The 19699-nt window shown below is 41.9% G+C and carries 22 protein-coding genes and 1 pseudogene; 17 read left to right on the top strand and 6 right to left on the bottom strand.

The features are described 5' to 3' along the window. Positions 1 to 358: 358 nt before the first annotated feature. The gene (locus VF06_RS36880) at positions 359 to 586 is read right to left on the bottom strand and encodes a hypothetical protein (protein WP_099072984.1); all 228 of its coding nucleotides are present in this window, start codon (positions 584 to 586) and stop codon (positions 359 to 361) included. Between the two features lie 97 nt (positions 587 to 683). On the opposite strand from VF06_RS36880, the gene VF06_RS36885 reads away from it, so the two are divergent. The 12 genes from VF06_RS36885 to VF06_RS36940 all read left to right on the top strand — a co-directional run bounded on the left by VF06_RS36885 (position 684) and on the right by VF06_RS36940 (position 7225). After that, on the top strand, positions 684 to 1046 hold the full coding sequence (locus VF06_RS36885) for a KGK domain-containing protein (protein WP_218963871.1): 363 nt from the start codon (positions 684 to 686) through the stop codon (positions 1044 to 1046). Positions 1047 to 1932: 886 nt separating this feature from the next. Further along, complete coding sequence (locus VF06_RS36895; RefSeq protein WP_099073502.1) at positions 1933 to 2199, top strand: hypothetical protein; 267 nt, start codon at positions 1933 to 1935, stop codon at positions 2197 to 2199. A 134-nt stretch (positions 2200 to 2333) separates the two neighbouring features. Then, entirely contained in the window at positions 2334 to 2573 is a 240-nt protein-coding gene (locus tag VF06_RS36900; protein ID WP_143874580.1) for a hypothetical protein, read from the top strand. Between the two features lie 171 nt (positions 2574 to 2744). After that, positions 2745 to 3128 (top strand): hypothetical protein, encoded by a 384-nt coding sequence (locus VF06_RS36905; RefSeq protein WP_099072777.1) that lies wholly within the window; start codon positions 2745 to 2747, stop codon positions 3126 to 3128. Positions 3129 to 3174: 46 nt separating this feature from the next. Next, positions 3175 to 3387, top strand: a complete 213-nt coding sequence (locus tag VF06_RS36910; RefSeq protein WP_099072776.1) for a hypothetical protein — start codon at positions 3175 to 3177, stop codon at positions 3385 to 3387. Beyond that, positions 3387 to 3587, top strand: coding sequence for a hypothetical protein (locus VF06_RS36915; RefSeq protein ID WP_099072775.1), 201 nt, complete (start codon positions 3387 to 3389; stop codon positions 3585 to 3587). Before VF06_RS36910 ends, VF06_RS36915 begins: the two co-directional genes overlap by 1 nt. Beyond that, positions 3584 to 3706 (top strand): hypothetical protein, encoded by a 123-nt coding sequence (locus VF06_RS43240; RefSeq protein ID WP_257207728.1) that lies wholly within the window; start codon positions 3584 to 3586, stop codon positions 3704 to 3706. Before VF06_RS36915 ends, VF06_RS43240 begins: the two co-directional genes overlap by 4 nt. Further along, positions 3696 to 4907, top strand: coding sequence for a hypothetical protein (locus VF06_RS36920; protein WP_099073500.1), 1212 nt, complete (start codon positions 3696 to 3698; stop codon positions 4905 to 4907). Before VF06_RS43240 ends, VF06_RS36920 begins: the two co-directional genes overlap by 11 nt. Before the next feature lie 2 nt (positions 4908 to 4909). Then, positions 4910 to 5122 carry a hypothetical protein gene (locus tag VF06_RS36925; RefSeq protein ID WP_099076832.1) on the top strand — a complete coding sequence of 71 codons (213 nt, stop codon included), beginning with the start codon at positions 4910 to 4912 and terminating at the stop codon, positions 5120 to 5122. Positions 5123 to 5192: 70 nt separating this feature from the next. Further along, positions 5193 to 5666 (top strand): hypothetical protein, encoded by a 474-nt coding sequence (locus VF06_RS41780; RefSeq protein ID WP_099072279.1) that lies wholly within the window; start codon positions 5193 to 5195, stop codon positions 5664 to 5666. A gap of 61 nt (positions 5667 to 5727) precedes the next feature. After that, positions 5728 to 6072: a hypothetical protein gene (locus tag VF06_RS36935; protein ID WP_099072278.1), complete on the top strand. Its 345-nt coding sequence runs from the start codon at positions 5728 to 5730 to the stop codon at positions 6070 to 6072. Continuing rightward, positions 6065 to 7225, top strand: coding sequence for a site-specific integrase (locus tag VF06_RS36940; RefSeq protein ID WP_099072277.1), 1161 nt, complete (start codon positions 6065 to 6067; stop codon positions 7223 to 7225). The genes VF06_RS36935 and VF06_RS36940 overlap by 8 nt, the downstream gene beginning before the upstream one ends. A gap of 45 nt (positions 7226 to 7270) precedes the next feature. On the opposite strand, the gene ylqF is transcribed toward VF06_RS36940, so the two are convergent. Further along, positions 7271 to 8152 (bottom strand): ribosome biogenesis GTPase YlqF, encoded by an 882-nt coding sequence (gene ylqF, locus VF06_RS36945; protein ID WP_099072276.1) that lies wholly within the window; start codon positions 8150 to 8152, stop codon positions 7271 to 7273. 78 nt (positions 8153 to 8230) lie between these two features. After that, on the bottom strand, positions 8231 to 8659 hold the full coding sequence (locus VF06_RS36950; protein WP_099072275.1) for a VOC family protein: 429 nt from the start codon (positions 8657 to 8659) through the stop codon (positions 8231 to 8233). 425 nt (positions 8660 to 9084) lie between these two features. Here VF06_RS36950 and VF06_RS36955 point away from each other — a divergent pair, with 425 nt between their 5' ends. From VF06_RS36955 to VF06_RS36970, 4 genes are all read left to right on the top strand, one after another. Then, on the top strand, positions 9085 to 9789 hold the full coding sequence (locus VF06_RS36955; protein WP_099072274.1) for a TVP38/TMEM64 family protein: 705 nt from the start codon (positions 9085 to 9087) through the stop codon (positions 9787 to 9789). A gap of 78 nt (positions 9790 to 9867) precedes the next feature. Beyond that, positions 9868 to 10854 carry a glycosyltransferase family 2 protein gene (locus VF06_RS36960; RefSeq protein ID WP_099072273.1) on the top strand — a complete coding sequence of 329 codons (987 nt, stop codon included), beginning with the start codon at positions 9868 to 9870 and terminating at the stop codon, positions 10852 to 10854. A gap of 48 nt (positions 10855 to 10902) precedes the next feature. Beyond that, a complete protein-coding gene (locus VF06_RS36965) occupies positions 10903 to 12846 on the top strand; it encodes a hypothetical protein (RefSeq protein WP_099072272.1) in 1944 nt (647 codons plus the stop codon). 946 nt (positions 12847 to 13792) lie between these two features. Then, the gene (locus tag VF06_RS36970) at positions 13793 to 14497 is read left to right on the top strand and encodes a Uma2 family endonuclease (protein WP_099072271.1); all 705 of its coding nucleotides are present in this window, start codon (positions 13793 to 13795) and stop codon (positions 14495 to 14497) included. Positions 14498 to 14735: 238 nt separating this feature from the next. Here the strand turns inward: VF06_RS36970 and fdhD are convergent, their stop codons facing one another. From fdhD to VF06_RS36980, 3 genes are read right to left on the bottom strand one after another with little or no spacing between them, the layout of a single operon-like run. Next, positions 14736 to 15584 (bottom strand): formate dehydrogenase accessory sulfurtransferase FdhD, encoded by an 849-nt coding sequence (gene fdhD, locus VF06_RS36975; protein ID WP_099072270.1) that lies wholly within the window; start codon positions 15582 to 15584, stop codon positions 14736 to 14738. A 6-nt stretch (positions 15585 to 15590) separates the two neighbouring features. Further along, entirely contained in the window at positions 15591 to 15812 is a 222-nt protein-coding gene (locus VF06_RS43245; RefSeq protein WP_244918244.1) for a hypothetical protein, read from the bottom strand. A gap of 33 nt (positions 15813 to 15845) precedes the next feature. After that, positions 15846 to 18068, bottom strand: a complete 2223-nt coding sequence (locus VF06_RS36980) for an FdhF/YdeP family oxidoreductase (RefSeq protein ID WP_099072268.1) — start codon at positions 18066 to 18068, stop codon at positions 15846 to 15848. A gap of 490 nt (positions 18069 to 18558) precedes the next feature. On the opposite strand from VF06_RS36980, the pseudogene VF06_RS36985 reads away from it, so the two are divergent. Beyond that, positions 18559 to 19479, top strand: a pseudogene (locus tag VF06_RS36985) (serine/threonine protein kinase); the annotation flags it as partial. Positions 19480 to 19699 lie beyond the last annotated feature (220 nt).

The raw sequence follows: 19699 nt of genomic DNA on the forward strand, positions 1-19699 counted from the left end.
CAAGAACAACAGAAAGTTGTCCAACTCTTCTTCGGTCAACTGCAAGCGCGATCGCACCCCGTAATACTTCTGCAAATGCTCTCTTCCCTGGGCTACCGTCCAGCCCAGTCGCTGCATCTGGGCGTTGGTCTGGTTGATTAGTTGGGCTATCTTCTCATCTGCGGGGTCAAGCATAGGGCACGGCTGAAGGTTTCTGGTTGTTCTCGGAAGAGGTCAGGGAGTCCGGCTATTAGCTGAGCGGCTAGGATTTCGGCGTGTTTGTCGCAAATGCAGGGGATTTGAGTTTTGATATAGTCCACCAGGGGGCGGATTGATTGGCTTAGGTCTTCGCTGGGCATTGGGCATTGGGCATTGGGTGTTAGTTGGCAGGGGTGAAGTCAACGTAGTAGCTAGTGCCCACTGCAAATTGAGCAGAGGCCTGTGGGTTGGTGATTTGGAGTTTTATTTCTCCGGCTGGGGTTGCGTTCCAGAATGCCAGGTTCTCTTCACTGGGTGGGTTGGTGGTCACTGGGCAAAGGATGACTTCTGCTGTTTGGGTTTCGTGGTTAAGGATGTTCTGTTGGCAGGTGAATTTAGCTCTAATCATTGGTTTTATTCCTTGGTGGTCAGTGGGAAAGATTAGGGAAGGCGGATGAAGTTCGTAGCTTGATCCGCCATGTTGTTAGCCGAAAGAGAAAATCAAAATGAATATCGAAAGATTTGGCTTAGATCCTGACGGTAAGTTGGGGTTGAGCAGTGACGATGTTGTTACCCTTGCAGCAACAGACTATAACTTGGAGACGATGACCAAACTTGGTCGGGTAATTGAAGCAATAGAGCGATGGTCAAGCAAGAACAGTAACAACAAGGGCAGTGAGTATGCATGGTTTCTGGAGGAAGGGCGACAGTGTGAGATTTTGCGTACTGAAGGAGGAGGTTGGCAGAAGGGAAGATTTCGCATTCGGCTAGAATTCATCCCTGACAATCCAGAAGCTTTTTTAAAAAATTCTTCTCTGGAAGACGAAAAACCAAAGTCGCCCTTAGACGATCTGCGGTCAAGCCTATAAGTCACAGATGCGTCGCCTGCTGATGGCAGTAGGCGACATATCCATGAGAAAGCCGTTCTACCTATTGGTAGGACGGCTTTACTCTTTGAGAGGATCTTCTTTTGAAGACCCTACGTTTTCTAATAGATTTGTCAATTGAACTAATCGTTTACGCAGCTTATCAGACCTAGCCTCAGACTCTTTAAGCTCTTCTAAGGTTTCGGCGATGAACTGCTTAATCGTTCCCCCAGCAACAGATCCCCCTCTCCCGTAAAAGTCATTTCGCCCCTCGCTATCATTTCGACCGCTTCGGAACGACTGATTCCTAGATTGTCTGCCAACTGATCGAGCCTCTGTAGACTTGTGTCCGACAAGCTCATGCTGACTGTTTTCTTGACCTCTCCTCGTTGGAGATGCTTGGCCTTGGGCATTTGAAAATACCATGATCGATTTCCTATTAGGATAGCAGGATTCTAATTGTAATTATTCTATTAGGATGTTATCATCAAATCCTAATAGAATATTCTATACACTGCAAGCAAAAATTGACAGAGATGGCAGCCTGTAGCCCGTAGCGCACCATGTAAAGACCTGCCACTGCTTGGGTAGCTAGCATCCCAACTGATACCAATCCCTAAACCAGGCAGAGATAGCAGCCTGCCGGCATTGAGCAATAGAAAGACCTGCTAGGGGATGACYGATARCCGACAACCGACAAACATCAACACACAACTAAAGCATGTCCAAGAAAAACAACATCATTCAGCAAAACAAACGCCGCAAGAAACGCGGACTCAAGCCACGCCGCTCTGGCTGGTTYYTRTCCGTGATGCTCGTACCTTCGCTTCAACCAAGAGCACAATCAGTGCCTCATCCGATGGCAACATCAACACCCCAGGAGTAAACAATGGTCAACAAACCTTATCTAGTCCGCATAGACGACAACACGATAGTCAACCTCGAAAACGTTTCCGCTATCACACGCACGGGGAGTGAGCTTTCTATTTATTTAGTTTCAGAGCCACATGACCCTTCTTACGTCCTCTATGGCGACCAGGCAGAAGCTATGTGGCTTTACTTCTCTTCCGCAATGATGAGCTTTCGTCCATTGAAAATAACAAATCCAGGGCGAGAAACCCTGGATAAGACCCAAAATTCAACCGACGCAGATTAACGCAAAGGCTAAACCTTATGAACTTAGCAAAAACCCCAGCAGAAATCATCAGCGACATCGCAAACAGCCTTACCCGCACTCAAGCCACGGGATTGAACGCCCTCATTTTTCTTTCATTGAGGGAAGAAACCAGCGTGGCATACCAACACAAAGAATGGGGATTCCTGGATATTCCGGGGTTCATCGTCGCTTGGTGCGATTACTTGGGCGAGGACGATCTACTTGAACTGGCAACAGAAATAACGTCTACAACCCTTTCAGATGAGCTTGTCACCAACCTCAGAGGTGAAAATACAACGGCTGCGCTAGAGGTAGAAAACGCTCAAACCATTGCTATACAAGCGATTGAGCAAGAATCACGCCTCCATTGTTGAGCCGCATAAGCGGGACTATAACCCCAGTATGCACAGACTTAAGTGCCGCATAAGCGGGACTATAACCCCAGTATGCACAGACTTAAGTGCCGCATAAGCGGGACTATAACCCCAGTATGCACAGACTTAAGTGCCGCATAAGCGGGACTACAACCCCAGTATGCAAGGATTATGGAACTACTAGAAGGCAACAACGGCGTCAAAGGGGCAAAAACCGAAGAGAAATCTGAAGAAAAGCCCAAAAAGAACAGAGAAAGGCAAGAAAAAAGGCGATACCTACCATCGCTACCCAGTGCCATCTCCGCCGCAGACATGAATACCGTCGAATACTCAGCCCTAGCAGACCGGACAGCTGTAGAGTGGTCATCTTTGCAAAATTACGAAATGTTCAGTCTTGCAGCAGACGGTTCATTTCCCATGATCAAAGTCAGCCGCTCAAAAGCAGTTCGCATCGCCGACCGCCAAGTGTTGATGGTCGGTTCTGGCCGCTGTTTTCGCGTCTCTCTATCAAATCACCCAACACAAAAAAAGCCCCAGTCGTTACCTGGAGCTTGATTGACTCGGCGGTGTTAACCGCCTCTATGAACTAACCAAATTTATCATGGCTACCAATAGACCCCTAACACCCAAAGAACAAAAAGTAATTGAGCAATTTGAATCAGCCCGTCCTGGGCTGGGAGCTATTGCCCAAAATAACATCCTCAACAATGACAAAACCGGCTGGGCTGACATCATCGCCGACACCCCAGAGGAAGAGTTAGTCGTTAGTGAAGGCTCTGCTAGTAACTCGTTTGTTTACCGGAGGATAGGCTGATGACATTTAACGAGCAACTTTATCAAGCCTCTGTCAAAGCCCTAAAAGACAATGGTGTCCCCTGGGAAATAGCAGAAGCAGCATCGGCAGTAGTGGCGAGGGACGATACAGACAAGCCCAATCTTGGGCGAACCCCCGAAGACCAAGAAGTTGTAAACCAGGCAGTAGTTTATCTCAATGCCCACGTGGAGGAGGAATGAGGGAATTGATTATTTTCATCCTCACCATAGCAGCCCTACTTATTGGCATCATCGCGCTTTGTAAGCAGCAAGCCAATGGGACTTTCTACCTCAAAATTGAGGTGCAGTATGGCAAATGATTTGATTGACATCAAAGTTGCAGCCCCACCCAAAACCGCCAACGCGCACACTTGGGTAGAAATGCACTTGCCCGATGGTAAAACCTTGTTGCGATACTGCGCTTGGGGAGTGGGCAGGGTAATGTTTTCAGTCTCGCTTTTTACTGTTAATTTGACCCGCGCCACTTTTAAATTCGGTGTTTGGTTGTGCGACGGCTTTGAAGCTGGCGTCAAGCGCTTACTGAAAGTCTACGATGCTCTTCCTTACGCTGGATCTCCCATTACTCAAGTCATTGAAGCAAGCGCCGCAGTTGTTGAGGAACCGCTAGAAATCATCACCGATATCATCAGTGCGATTGACGGCAAGCAGGTGATGATCATCGGGGAAATGGGAACAGGGAAAAGCACCCTAGCCCAATACCTTGCTTACACCGTGGGCGGAAAGGTGAGAGTGTATGAGTGCGAGGGTACACCAACTGACTGGCAAGGGCTTGAGGTAATTGGCAAGGGTGAAAACTGGTCGGCGATTGAGTTGGGCATGGCTGAAGACCTGGAAGACTTGAGTAACCAGATGAAGCTGCGTAACGAAAAGGGTGACGCTGCTTTAGTTGGTACTGAACGGGTAATCATCGCAGAAGAGTACCCCGAACTAGTTTCAAAAGTTGCCAGTAGCAGCGAATGGCTCGAACGCCACGCCCGGAGGGGACGAAAGGCAAAACGCTTTACTGTGCTACTTAGCCAGTACGACCGTGTAGCAGCCTGGGGACTAGACGGTAAAAGCGAYTTAGCCGATGCTTTCTTCCGCATTCGACTAGGTAAAAAGGCTCTAGCCCATGCTAAATCCTTGAAAAATGAGCAGTTGATTAATTGGTTGAAGCTCGACCAAAGTCACTGTCTGCTTGACGATCAGCCGCTCAAACTCCCCCCATACCGCGAGATGAAAGCCGCAACAGTTCGGTATGGTTCGACCATATTCCAACCATACACAGACAACGCGAACAAGCCCGAAAAATCGGCTGAAAATGCCCTCAAACCCGCTCCAGAAGCGGTTTGTGACGAAAATTTTTTAGATGGCGATCGCGTTCTTTGGCGGCTAATTCAGCGTTTTGGGGAGGGAAAAAGCGATAGCGCTCTGGTGACTGAGGTTCTCGGCTTCACTGGCAAACGCTACTCGGAGGGAGTAGTACTCCTGGAGCGGTTAAAAAAGCAGTTCGGGGGATGACAATGTTAAATCGCTTTTTTGATTGGCTAGCGGATAGAGATCCTGAAATTCAGGAATTGGATCGCCGAATTGAAGCGGCTGATACCAGAATTGCTCAAAAACAAAAATATCTGAAGGAGTTAGAGGAAAATTGCGCCCAAAAACGCCAGCAGGTAGAAGAACTTAAAGACGGTCTAAAGCGGCTCCGAAAGTCGTCCCATAGGCAGTCAAATTAATACAAAAGCGATCGCGGATGCGTTAACGCGATCGCTGTCCATTTACTAAATTCAACAATAGGAGAAAACAATGCCTACTACTCAATCAATAACAGTTAAGCGCACTGAAAATTTGGGGAATTTTTCTAACAAAGTCATTGAGGAAACAATATTACTCAATGAAGGAGAAGACCCAGACGAAGAACGCAGAAAGTTAAGTTTAAAAATTGAACGTTCCCTACATGAAGATACAAGACAACAGGTAAAGGAAGAAATTGGGGAATTACGTCAAGAGAAATCCAAATTAAATTCCGAACTCAGGGAATTGCGCGAGCGAATAAGGAAATACAAAGTTGTGCTTGAAGTGCATCAAGCTTTTATAGAAAGTGCTGGCGATATTCTCAAAACGGATTTTGACGACAATACAACAGAAAACGATGTTGACCCTTTACTTGACCCCGAAAACAAATCTGATTCAATAATCGACACCTACGATGACGATGATAATGATGACGATGATGATAATGATGACGATGATGATGATGATGATGATGATCGGTACTAAGTATTAATTGCTTAAAAACGAAGCTAATAAATTAGCTTCGTTTTATTTCATCCGAAGAATTATGAAACGAACACAGAAATATTCTAAAGCCTGCCAAATATTAACCTTCCCACACCAAATACAAGATGAACTTTACGCAGAATTAAACCGCTTGGGATGGTACTGGCAGGCTGCAAAAAAAGAATGGGAACGTGATGATACCCCAGCAAAGGAAGCAACCAAACTAATTAGAGTTCGTGTTTGGGCTGCAAGGGAAATAGTAGAAAATGCCGCAGATTTATTTGCTGAAAATGTTGAAGGGATGGGATTAAAACTGTTGGAGCGATCCAATCCATACCCTTGTAGACCACCCAATCAGTTGGAAAGCAGGATTTATTTAACTTTTGAAGATTTGGAAGATGCCTGACGATAAATGGATTAGTCGTGATGCGCGGACGGGTAAACTAATTATTCGTTTTCGCGTGCCTGGGTTTATCAAACAGTTCTACTTAAATACAGGACTGCAAGATAGTGAAACCAACTGGAATGTAGTCCGTTCCCGCAAGGAAATCATAGAAAGAGATATTGCACTGGGGCGTTTTGACTGCACCCTTGAATCATATAAATTTTGCAACTACAAAAATATACCAGCCTATGTCACGAAACCATTGTTACATGAGTTGTGGGCTAAATTCGTAGTTTTTCAAAGTCAGCAACTAGAACAATCAACAATAGAAGGCAGTTACAAACAAATAAGTAACATTGTCGCTCGACTGCCAACCCAAAGTCTTGATGATGCTGCAATAATCAGAGATGAATTGCTAAGTAAATATAGTTATCACTCAGCATACAAAACACTCTTAGCCTTTTCTAAATGCTGTCAGTGGGGCGTTGATTCATCTTGTATTGATTACAATCCGTTTGAAAAGATTCAGTTAGCAAAACCAAAAAGAAGTAGCAAGGACAACGAGATAAAAGCTTACACATTAGACCAGAGAGATCTAATTATTGAAGCTTTTGAGTCTCATTCAAAATTTTCACACTACAGTGGCTTAATTAAATTCTTATTTTGGACAGGATGTAGACCTGGGGAAGCCTTTGCTTTGACATGGGATGATGTTAGCGACGAATGCACCCGGATCTCCATATCAAAGTCCTATGCCTCCCGTGTTCATCTTCTCAAGGGAACCAAGAATAACAAGCGACGGGTGTTTCCCTGCCGCAAGGGGTCAAAGTTACAATCCCTGCTTTTGAATATCAGACCCGACTCTCCAGACCCACGACAACTGATTTTTGAAGCTAAATCCGGGCAACGGTTGAATTTACGCATCTTGGAAAAATGCTGGAGGGCCCACGATATGCCAGGCTACAGGTATAACGGCGTAGTCACGGAATTAGCCGATCGCGGTTTAGTACCGTACCTGAGCGCTTACAGCACCCGGCATACTTTTGCAACTTGGGCCATAGCATCTGGGGCGTCACCCGAAAAAGTCGCTTACTGGATTGGGGATAACGTCCAAACAGTTTTGACATATTACTGCCACCCAGACGTTACCAGGGCTGAATGCCCAGATTTTTGAGTGCTACTCAACCGCTACTCAAAAATTACCGTAAAAGCCTACTTGTTAATTAGGTGGTATTTCTAAACCTATTTCACCTAATAATCCTTTGCGAAAATCTGTTAAAAGTTGCCTTGCAGTTCGTTCGACATCACCTTTGTAACGATGCTCTGCTAAGGCTTGCAAATATGCTTCTCCGGTTTGAGATATGGAATCGAGTTGGTAGCGAGACTCTAGCGGTTTTTTTGGTAACAAATCTGTGGCTACAGCTTCTAAATAGTTCAGTAAATCCACTAGCGCTGCTGCTACTAATTGATTATCGTAAGATGCCTCACCGATATCATCACAAATTGCTAATTTCAATCCTGCGTCTTGGTCTTCTAATCTAGCAGGGATGACACCAGGAGCATCAAGCAATTCCAAATGTTCTGAAATTCGCACCCAGCGTAGTTGGCGAGTTACCCCAGGACGGGCTGCACTTTCTACTACTCGCCGCCCTAAAAGACGGTTGATCAAAGCTGATTTACCGACATTGGGAAAACCAATCACCACAGCCCGCACTGGACGGGGTAACATACCGCGATCGCTTCTTCTTTTATTGATTTCTACTCCAGCAGCTTGGGCTGCCCGTGCCACCTCTGCTATACCTTTGCCATGCTGAGCATTGGTAAAATAAGGGGTTTCTCCTTGACGTTTAAACCAATCTATCCATAGCGATCGCATTTGCGGCGTAATCATATCTACTCGGTTGAGTATCAACACCCGTGTCTTACCCTCCACCCACTGAGGTATTTGAGGATGGTAAGTCGATAAAGGAATCCGCGCATCTCGTACCTCAAATACCACATCTACCCGTTTTAGTTGTTCTTTGAGATTCTTCTCGGCTTTGGCAATGTGACCTGGATACCATTGAATGAGGTTTAATTTATAATTCTGGGTTATTGCCATAATTTTTTATTAACTATCGATTACTAAATTTCTCAATTTGGTAGTGTTTGTTCGTAACTGATAACTGCTCAGGAGTGATTATTCTCTCTTATCTCCCATTTCACCACTTTCTTTGGCTTCGTGTAAAATCAAACGATTGCCATCAGGGTCATAAGCATAAATTTCTCTGCCATGAGAAGCAATGGAAATCTTTCCTGGTGGGGGATAGCCCAAAGCACTTAAGTGGGCAATGGCATCTTCCAAATTACTCACCTCTAAACATAAACTTATCTTACTTTTGGCAAAAACAGAAACCGGCGAATCAAAAGATATCACTTCAAATTCTGATTTATTGGTGTCTTTTGGTTGAAAAATACCCAATCGCATACTCGGCAAATGAAACTCAGCATATACATTCGGAATAGAAATATCTGCCTTTTGGTTGAAGATTTTTGTGTAAAAATTGACTAAATTTTCAAAGTTAACGGCAGCTATAGTAACAAATACATCAATACACACAAAAGTCATATTTATGTAATGCGTAAGTGGATATAGGAATCCTATTTGATTTTTGAACAAAATTCCGTACACTTTACTCTTTTATCACCCTGTTGCCTATTGCCTATTACTTCTTGCCTGCCTATACAGATTCAGTTCATTAATCAAATGGGACTGCTACATAATTTAAATTTCAAATGAAAATGAACTAAATCACCTTTGTAAGTAGCTTTCAACCCATCCCTTCAAGAGAATTGGCTTTTAGCGATCGCTGTTCGAGCTTTTTGTGTAGGTAGCATAGGCAGTGAATATGTCCACTTTACAAGAACTTTATTGTAATACTCGGTGGAAATGATGGTACAGTACACGTATTACACGTATTAATTGTTTATGACGTATCAAAGCAGTCTACTGCACGAATTGTTGATGAATTGTTTTAGTTCAGAAGCTTGAAGATGGTAAATTTTAAAACCAGTATTTTCCTCATTGCCGTTGTCTGCATCATCGCCACAGGCTTGGTGACATATCTACTAGGTGGCGTTAATCCAGCACAAATTCAAGCTTGGCTAAACTCTGTCGGCATCTGGGCACCAATTATCTATATTCTGCTGTATGTCGTAGCAACTGTACTAATTCTGCCCTCAACGGCACTTAATTTGACTGGCGGTGCAATTTTTGGCCCGGTATTAGGAACTATCTGGACTAGTTTAGCTGCGATTATTGCTGCAATTGTTTCTTTTACTTTTACCAGGACTATTGGACGTGAAGCAGTAGCCAAAAGATTAGCAGGAAAATGGCAAGCAATGGACGCTGAAGTGCGTCGGGCTGGATTATTTTATATGTTTGCTATTCGCTTAGTCGCAGTTATGCCCTATGGTTTAGTAAACTTCACTGCTGGGTTAACTTCAGTCAGCTTTAAAGATTACGTCATCGGTACAAGCTTGGGTACAGTTCCTGGAGTTTTACCCTTTGTATTATTAGGTAGTTACGGTTTAAAAGCTTTTAGTACAGGAGATTTTTTGCCTGTGATATTTGCCTTGTCACTAACTGGAATTTTAGTGGCAGCCGCTACATGGTATCGGCGTCGGCGCACCTTTCCGTCAAAGAATATAGATGTCTTGAAATCATCAAATCATGACACAGATCGTCAAGATGACTGAAATTTATTCTTCTTAGAAGATAAAAATTAATTTCGTGTCTCTTTCTTTCAGAATCAAGTCAAGTATGAGGTTTTCTACATGCTTTTAAACAATGACAAGATAGAGCTTTCTGTAGTAGTTCCTATGTATAATGAGGAACCAAACATAGACTACCTGTTTGAACGATTAGTCTCAGTATTAGTTCGTTTAAACATCAAATATGAAATTGTTTGTGTGAATGACGGTAGTAAAGATAATACCCTCAAATGCTTGATTCAGTATCATTATCGTAACCCTGCAATTAAGGTCATTAATTTATCTCGTAACTTTGGCAAAGAAATTGCTCTCACAGCTGGTATCGATCACACAACTGGTGCAGCAGTAGTCCCCATTGATGCCGATCTTCAAGATCCACCAGAATTAATTGAACAGTTAATTACTAAATGGCGTGAAGGTTATGATGTAGTTTATGCAACTCGTCGATCGCGTCAAGGAGAAAGTTGGACTAAGCGTTTCACTGCTAGTGCTTTCTATCAAACTATAGGTAAATTGAGTCACATTCCAATTCCCCCAAATACTGGGGATTTTCGTTTATTAGATAGACGTGTAGTGAACGCTCTCAAACAAATGCCAGAACGCAATCGTTTCATGAAGGGTTTATTTGCTTGGGTTGGTTTTAAACAAACTTCAATACTATACGATCGCCCCCAACGTTATCAAGGATATACTAAGTGGAATTATTGGAAACTTTGGAACTTTGCTATTGATGGAATTGCTGCATTCAGTTTAATTCCCTTAAAAGTCTGGAGTTATCTTGGTCTGATAATATCGTTAATTTCATTTTCCTACGCCTGTTTTTTAGTAATTCGGACTTTGTTATTTGGGATTGATATTCCTGGCTACGCTTCTTTGATGATAGCAGTGCTTTTTTTAGGGGGAGTGCAACTATTAAGCCTGGGAATGATAGGTGAATATCTAGGACGCGTCTATGATGAAGTTAAAGGACGCCCACTTTATTTGGTTCGAGATTCTTATGGCTTCGTACCTGAATCTGTCAATGAAAAATCTCTTTCTTGTAGTCCATAATTGAATTTTATTTCCAGTAGAACCTACTTTTGAATTTGAAGTCAAAAAATGAATATTCACATTGCCAAATCCAAGCGATTTAGAGAAAGTTCTAGTTTATTGCTGCTCTTAATCGTTATTATACTCATTTCATTTCCTCTGTCCCTTTATGGAATGAACTGGTCGGATACAAGTCAAATATTTCATTTTGGTAATAGAATTTTGCATGGCGATTTTCCCTATAGAGATTTTGATTATCAAACTGGATTTATCGGGATTGGGATAGATGCCTTTTTTCAAAAAATCTTAGGAGAAAATTACCTAAGTAGTTTAATTGCTAGGTTGTTGGTGAAGACTACCACCCTATTTTTCTTTTATTTATCTTGTAGACAATTTGCTTCCAGGCTCATATCCTTCTCTCTTTGTAGTGGATGGTTATTCATGCATCCTGTACTTTACCGTGGAGGAAATGATAACTATGTAACTTTGTTTTTATCGATTACTAGTTTTTTTATTATTATTGGCCTGAATAATTTAACGAAAAAGGCTTCATTGATATATCTAACTACATCCGGATTTTTTCTCGCTTTAGTAATGGCGGCACGCCAGAGTAACGGTACTATTTGTATAGCAGTTACTTTAACTGTTCTTTTCATCTATGTTTTCAGAAATATAAAAAAATATTTGTTGTCTGTTTTAGCTCCATTTTTAACTGGACTTTTTTTAGGTTTAGGATTAATAGTAGGATTTTTATTGTGGAATAACAGCTTATCGCAAGCACTTTATCATCTTTTTATTGGTGCTTCCGAGAAAAAAAATATCAGTACTTTTTTAAGTTTAATGGATGCTTTATCAGGTGGAGCAATTTACCATAATTCTTCCATAGTAGAAATTATTGTATATTTTATTTTGCCGTTATTGTTGTCTGTAGTAGTTTTTATGTTCATTGGCAACCCAGAAAAATTTGTCTTTCTTCAAAAGTCCAATTCCAATGAACTGACAACACCAGATAACAAAACATGGAAAAATAGAACAAATCAAGGAATTAAAGTTTTTAATAAATATTATATAAAACCTATAATAATAGTACTAATTTTGTTAATTATTGCGGGATTGGTAGGCAATAAAATTTTAGGTGAGAATAATATACTTTTTTATGACGTTCCAAGAACATTCTTTAGTTTAGCTTTGCTTGCTAGTTGTATTTTTCCTGAAAAGAGTAAACAGTTTTTCGGATTGCCATATCCAATTTTTCCCCTGCTGATGGCTCTCACACTAGGGACAACTTGGGCTATGCAGATGTCTTGGCCTGGTAGACCATATACAGATGACGATGCTTTAATTTTCTTAGCAACGCTGACTATCATAATGTCAACTAAAATTTCCATTAACTGGAAAAAAGGCTTAGCATTGGCATTTTTATTGATTACAGCCAGCATATTTTCTGTATATGTGATTCGTGATGCCATTGGCGTAGAAGCAAAGTATTACATTCCTGGTTTTTATCAGAATACTCGTTATCCTCTAGACCACCCCATGACTAAATTTGTAAGGGTAACAAAAGAAAAATCACAAGCTTTATCAATGCTACAAGAAAATATTAAACCTGGGGATTCTTGTTTTATATACGGCTCAGCATCAGTTCTTTATACTCTATTAGATTGTCAAAATCCAACACGGATTGATATTACCAACTCAGATGCTCTGACTTTAAAAATTGCACGCGAGACAGTTGCTGTTTTAAAAGCAAATCCACCAAAATGGATTGTAGATACAGGTAAAGGTAATTTCTATATCCAAGATATTTATGATGGTTCGCCAAATTTTTATGGCTCTTTCAATCAATTAAGTCCAAAGGAATTACATACAGAGTTACAAAGCTTGATAGGTGATTATCAATTTGTCACCAGCGTTCAGGATCGATTTCCTCAAGGAGAAAAATTAGAAACTAGAGACCAAGATAAAGTATTTAGGTTTCGATTATATAAGCATTCAGCCAACAAGGTAGGTTGATTGTTGTCAAGTATGGGTCGAGGCAATACTGCTCGGTTAAGGATTTTAAACTGGAATTTGGTTTGGGGAAAAGGTGAGCCAGCGCGGTCTTGGGGGTTTCCCCCATGAGCGACTGGCGTTAGCGTCAGCGTTAGCGACGAAGGAGCGTCACCCCGAAGGGGTTAAAGGGTAAGGGTTAAAGGTTTTTTCTTCCCTTTTCCCCTTTCCCTTTCCCCCTTAACCGACAAGTATTGCGGGTCGAGGAACTGGTCAGTTTCAGTCGCAATAAGCAAGCATATTATCAGCGTCAGGATTTCTGCTCAATGATTATCTCTACCAGTTGTTCTTTTGATAACTGGTTCAAGCTTTCTCGGTCTAATTCTTGAGACGCGTTTTGGTTGATATTTGTGATACTCTCCCTCAACTGTCTTCTTTGTCAATACTCTGCTACCTGAATCCTTACATTAGACTTCTAAGAGAAGTGGGGAAAAGGGTAAGGGGTAAAGGGGAAAGGGCAAATAAAAACCCTTTTCCCTTTAACATGAGTCCCTTTCCCCCTATGAGCAAAAGTTACTTTTGCAAGAGGTCTATTGATGTATCAAGTATTTTTCGATGTATCAAGTATTTTTCTGATTCCTGAATTCTTACGAATTATGTACAACCTGAGTTACCCTTAAATCAATGGAAATAAGCTGTGAAACTAATCAAACACAGGCGGTTAAATTATATTGAAAAGCATTGCTCTCATCAAAATGCTTAACCGTTTACTAATGAACGCTAGTTACTTCAACGGGGGGGAACCCCAACGCGAGTTGTTCATGGGGGAAACCACGCCAGTTCCTACAACGGATAGCGCAGCGTTAGCGAGTCCTCGAGCGTCGGGAACCTCCGCAACGGACTGGCTCCCCAAGACCACACCGCAACGCACTGGCTCCTGTTAACTGATAACTGTCAACCACCAAGTATTATGTATAATTACAATCCCTTAGACTGCCTACCTTCATCGGCGGAATTACCAGATTCCGATGATACCCCTGTGGATAACGAACTACAAATATTAATTCCTAATTTATTGTTAGCCATCTTAGCCTCGATTTGGCAAACCCGTGATGACTGGTTTTTCGGTATCAATATGGGAATTTATCATACAGCATTACAACCTGCTATAGTGCCCGATGGGTTTTTGAGTTTAGGCGTTGAACGTTTTGTTGGAGAAAATGGACGTTCTAGTTACGTTCTCTGGGAAGAAGAAGGGATTACGCCGATTTTAGCTTTAGAAGTGGTTTCTCAAACCTACAATGGCGAATACGAACAAAAGAAAATAGACTATGCTCAATTAGGTATTTTATATTACGTCATTTATGCACCAACGCGGCTACGTCGTAAGCGTCAACGTTTAGAAGTTTATCGCTTAGTTGAAGGTAAGTATACCTTACAGCTCGGCGATAAAATTTGGATGCCAGAAATTGGTTTAGGGATTGGACGAGAACAGGGTACTTATCAAGGTAGAACACGAGAATGGCTGTTTTGGTATGACCAAGATGGTAACAGATACCAAACTCCAGAAGAGATAAATGCACAACAGCAACAACAACTAGAACAAACTCAGCAGCAGCTTCAAGAACTTTTAGCCAGATTACAACAACAAGGAATTGACCCAAATTTACTATAAAATACCCGTGGCTCAAACTTTCGCACTGGGAAAACATTGCGTCAATTTCGGTAATTTTTTTGAGGTTTTCTTCGCTACTACTAACAGGTGAATCCAAAAGAGGAATTTGTTCGGCGGTTAATGTAACAACTTGACTGTTTCAGTCGCAATAAGCAAGCATATTATCAGCGGGATTGAAGGACTATGAAGTTTATACAGCAAGCTCTTTAGCTCGCTTGTAGCCCTTGAACAGTCAATGTTACATAGTTTTTATTCTTTCCCAGCCAGTGTAAACGTTAAATCTTTCTCCCCGCAAGAATCCAATTAAGGTAATTCCGAATTCTTTGGCCACAGACACCGCTAAACTACTAGGAGCAGAAACAGAACAGACAATGGGAACTCCAGCAATTGCAGATTTTTGCAAAATCTCAAAACTAGAGCGTCCGCTAACTAAAACAATATGATTATTGAAAGGTAACTCGTTACTGAGGAATGCTGAACCAATCAATTTATCTAAAGCATTGTGACGCCCAACATCTTCGCGCAGATTTAATAATTGTCCTTGAGCATCGAAGGTGGCCGCAGCATGTAGACCCCCTGTTACAGTGAAGATACCTTGAGCAGCTCGGAGTTGGTCTGGTAAAGTGTAGATGATTTCAGGTGTTACCGTTAGATTAGCAACCATCGCTCGACATCCCCGCAGATGCAAAGCTTCAAGGCTGGCTTTACCACATACTCCACAAGCGCTACTAGTATAAAAATGACGCTCTAAAGGCTGCAAATCTGGAATTAAGCCGTGCCGCAGTTCTACGTTTACAATGTTATATCGTTGCTCGCCATCTACTGACTCGTCTACACAATAACTAATACGTTGGATATCTTCTCTACGATTAACGACTCCTTCAGCATAGAGGAAACCAGCAGCCAATTCAAAATCTGCGCCTGGTGTTCGCATGGTAACAGCTACAGTTTTTTGCAAGGGAGCGAGGCGAATTTCTAATGGTTCTTCGGTGGTGAGATGATCTAAACGCGATCGCATTTTACCATTTTCCACAACCCAAACTTGTCCTTTGGTTTTGCTACCAATTTGTCTATTTTTAGATACCATTAATTTTTATAAATTTTCCGGATCTATATTTAATTCTCGCAGTTTTGCTGCTAAGCGATCGGCGCGTTGCGTCTGTTGTTCCAAAGCTTCCTCAGGGGGCTGCAAGTTTTGGGGTGATATAAGTTTAGCGTAGCAATAGAAGTTAGATATGTTGTTAAAACTAGGAAATTTAGATTTTTTGTAAGTAGGCGATCGCACCTTCAATACATTAAATACGATAAATGTCAAGGATTATGAGTGCGATCGCTATGAATGAAAAATTTAGATTTTTTCTAAGTAGGCGATGGCATTATAATCAGGAACACCTTCGAGCGATCGCTTACTTTTATCTAATAGTACATTGCCTTCCGGCCAATGTACTTGCAAATTACCTAATTGAATAGGCGCAAGATAAACTTGTCCTTGTAATTTGCCTAACTCATTTTTGAGAATTACTCGATCTCCATCTTTTAAACCCAACTTTGCTGCATCCGCAGCATTCATTAACACCGCTTCTCGTACTGCGCCGGTGATTGCATCTCTGCGTTCTTGCACCATACTATTAAATTGTTTGCCTCGGCGGGTTGCTACTAAAAAACAGCCTTCTGGTAATTTTCGCTTGGGTGGCAATACAACTCCAAAGTGTGCTTTACCATCGGCTGTGGGGAAGTTCCAACCAAAGCACAAATGCGAACCGCCATATTGAAACTGGTCGCCTGGTTGCTGTAAATGTTGAAGACCTGCATATTGTGGCACGACTTGGGCAATTTCTTGACGCATTGCAGATGTATCAGTAAAAACTAACTTCTCTGCTAAATCTGGCCGGACACGCCTTGCCAATTCTAAAAACACTTCCCACTCTGGACGTGCTTCGCCAATACGCGGCCCTGGTATTTCTGGGCTGAAAATTACCCGGCGTTCGGTGTTCGTTTCTGTGACTCCCCCCGGTATTTCGTAGCGAGTTGTGGCAGGTAAAAGCACCACAGTATCAGCAGGTTCCACTAACATTTGGCTGGAGAGAACAATATCCATATGTACCCGCAGTGGTATTTGCTTGAGGGCATTTTCCACGTAATCTGGTTCTGGCAGTACTTCGAGAAAATTTCCCCCCACCGAAAACAACACATCTAATTGTCCTTGATGTGCGGCGTTAATCATTTCTGGAGCAATTAAACCTTTAGTTGCTGGCACTTCAAAGCCCCAACGCTGACTTAATTGGGTAGCATTTTCTGGGGTGATGGCTTTACCGCCAGGAAATACCGTAGCGTAACATCCCATTTCTGCACCACCCTGGACTCCAGAGTGACCGCGAATTGGCATTAAACCGCAACCCTCTCGACCGACAAAACCCTTAGTCAAAGCTAAGTTGATAACACTCCGCACATTATCTTCACCGCACTCATGCTGAGTTATGCCCATACTCCAAACAAATACTGCTTTGTTGGCTTCCCCCACCATTTTGGCAAAGGCGTACATTTCTTCACGAGATGCACCGGCAAGTTGTTCTAATTCTTCCCAACATTGGCTTTCTAAAGATGCCTTGAGTTCTGCAAAACCTACTGTGTATGAATTAATAAAAGATTCGTCTACCCAATTGTTGGCAATTATGTGTTTTATTGTGCCATTTAAAAATGCGATATCGCCACCCATGTTAATTAAAAAGAAATCTTCCGCAAACTTAGTACCGAAAAGGGCACTTTCCACAATTGAAGGCACCCAGTAACGCTCCATTCCTGGCTCGCGGTAGGTGTTAATCACTACAATTTTAGTGTCGGCTTTTTTCGCATAATGCAGATATTTAACGGTAACAGGTTGATTATTAGCAACATTTGAGCCAATAAATACTAATAAATCAGTACCAATCCAGTCTTTATAAGAACAAGTAGTAGCTGCTGCACCAAGGGCGGCTTTTAACCCTGCTGTGCTAGGAGAATGACAAATACGGGCAGCGTTATCTATATTATTACTGCCCATTGCCCGCACAGCTTTTTGCGTGGCGTAGTAAGTTTCATTAACAGTGCCGCGACTGGTAACATAAAAGCTGAGGCGGTGTGGTGTGGTGGCACGGATACGATTTGCAATGACCTCTAAAGCTTCATCCCAATTGACACGGCGAAAGCCTTTTTCATTGCGTTGACGCATCATTGGGTAAGGAAGTCTTCCCAAGTCTCGCAATTGGGCGCTTTTTTGCTTTTGCAACTGCGAGACATCCTCTAGCACCACGGGGTCAAAAGCTGGCATGGTATTCATTCGCAACAACCGCAACCGGACATTACACAAATGAATGCCATCTAAAGTCCAATCTTTCATCCCGGTTGTGCCGAGAGCGCAACCATCGCAAACACCTTGATTTAGGATATTCCACGCGTAGGGCAGTTGGTCGCGAGAAAGCCAAATTGCCCGAAATACTTCCCAATAGTTATTCGGGTACTGTTCGCCGATGCCGAAAGGTTTCCAACTTGCCCAATTTGCAGGTGTCCAGTGTTTTTTGGGTTTGGGTAACATGAGGCAATATATGTAAGTTGCTGGATTCTTTTAGGCTATCGTTTTGATTCACAAATGAGTAGCAAACAGCTTTGATTTTCTTCAAAGCTGCTTTGGAAAAAGTAATTGCGGATTTTTATTTTTAGAGGATGTTTGAAAAGTAATGATTGATGTATCAAATATTTTAATGTGCCGGTAGTCTGGGATTTGTTGTAGTTGCTCTATCAGATTCATACTGTAAAACTATAGATACTTAAATACCTTTATTAGTATTTTCATTTTTCTACGCTTGTATGAAACCACCCTGAGGGAGACAAGCACAGAAGTCACGACTCGCCGATTCTTCTCCCGTGCCTCTAAATGATACAGCAATTTAGTAGCAGTGTATACATAAAATACATTAGTATCAAAAGTCGCGATTAACTCAGTGTAATTTCTATTGGCTACCTTTGTACCACACAAGGTAATACTGACTCATAGAATACTAAAATTTGGTATGGAGTCACTTGCAATGAACGCAATATTGAATTTAACTTGCTCAATTCCTGGATACAATTTGGTCGAGGAAGTGTATTGTGGTTCTAGGACAATAGTATATCGAGGGATACGAGAGTTAGATAGCCAACCAGTGGTTATCAAACTCCTGAAACGAGAGTATCCCACTTTCAATGAACTCTTACAATTTCGCAATCAATACAATATCACTAACAACTTAGAGATTCCAGGAATTGTGCGTTTCTTGTGCTTGGAACCATACCACAATAGTTACGCTCTAGTGATGGAGGATTTTGGTGGTGTTTCCTTAAGAATATATACCCAAGAACAATTACTTTCCATCGCTGAAGTTTTGGAAATTGCTCTACAACTAGCAGATATTCTTCAGGATCTCTACTGTCATCGTGTGATTCACAAGGACATTAAACCTGCTAATATTCTGATTCATCCCCAAACAAAACAAGTTAAACTGATAGATTTTAGTATTGCTTCTCTCCTACCCAAAGAAACCACCGAAATTAAAAATGTTAATGGGTTAGAAGGAACATTAAGCTATTTGTCGCCAGAACAAACAGGAAGAATGAACCGGGGTATCGATTACCGCAGCGACTTTTATTCGTTGGGTGTAACTCTCTATGAACTGTTAACTGGGGAACTTCCTTTTGAATCTAACGAACCAATGGAATTGGTACATTGTCATATTGCAAAACTGCCAAATCCATTAGTAGATAAAAGCAAAGAAATTCCCCAAGTTTTATCAGATATTGTCATGAAATTGATGGCAAAAAATCCAGAAGACCGCTATCAAAGTGCCTTGGGACTAAAATTTGATTTAGAAAATTGCTTAGTGCAATTACAGCAAACGGGAAACATCGATCCCTTTATTATCGGTCAACGGGACTTGTGCGATCGCTTTATCATTCCAGGGCGAACGCATCTAAATGTAGTACATGCTTACTAAAAAAGCTTGGTCGCGTGTGTCAGGGAGGTTGAGCGATCGCTCATTGATGGTAGAGTCATAGTAAAAGTAGAACCTAGCCCCAACAAAGCGTGAAACTCAAGGCTAAAATTACCATTGCCGACCATTTTGCTGTGATGTCAGATCCAAGAATAGATCGCACGAAGCGGCACAAGTTAATTGATATTTTGACTATTGC

It is taken from the genome of Nostoc linckia z4, assembly GCF_002608075.1.
In the GTDB taxonomy this organism is placed as follows: domain Bacteria; phylum Cyanobacteriota; class Cyanobacteriia; order Cyanobacteriales; family Nostocaceae; genus Nostoc; species Nostoc linckia.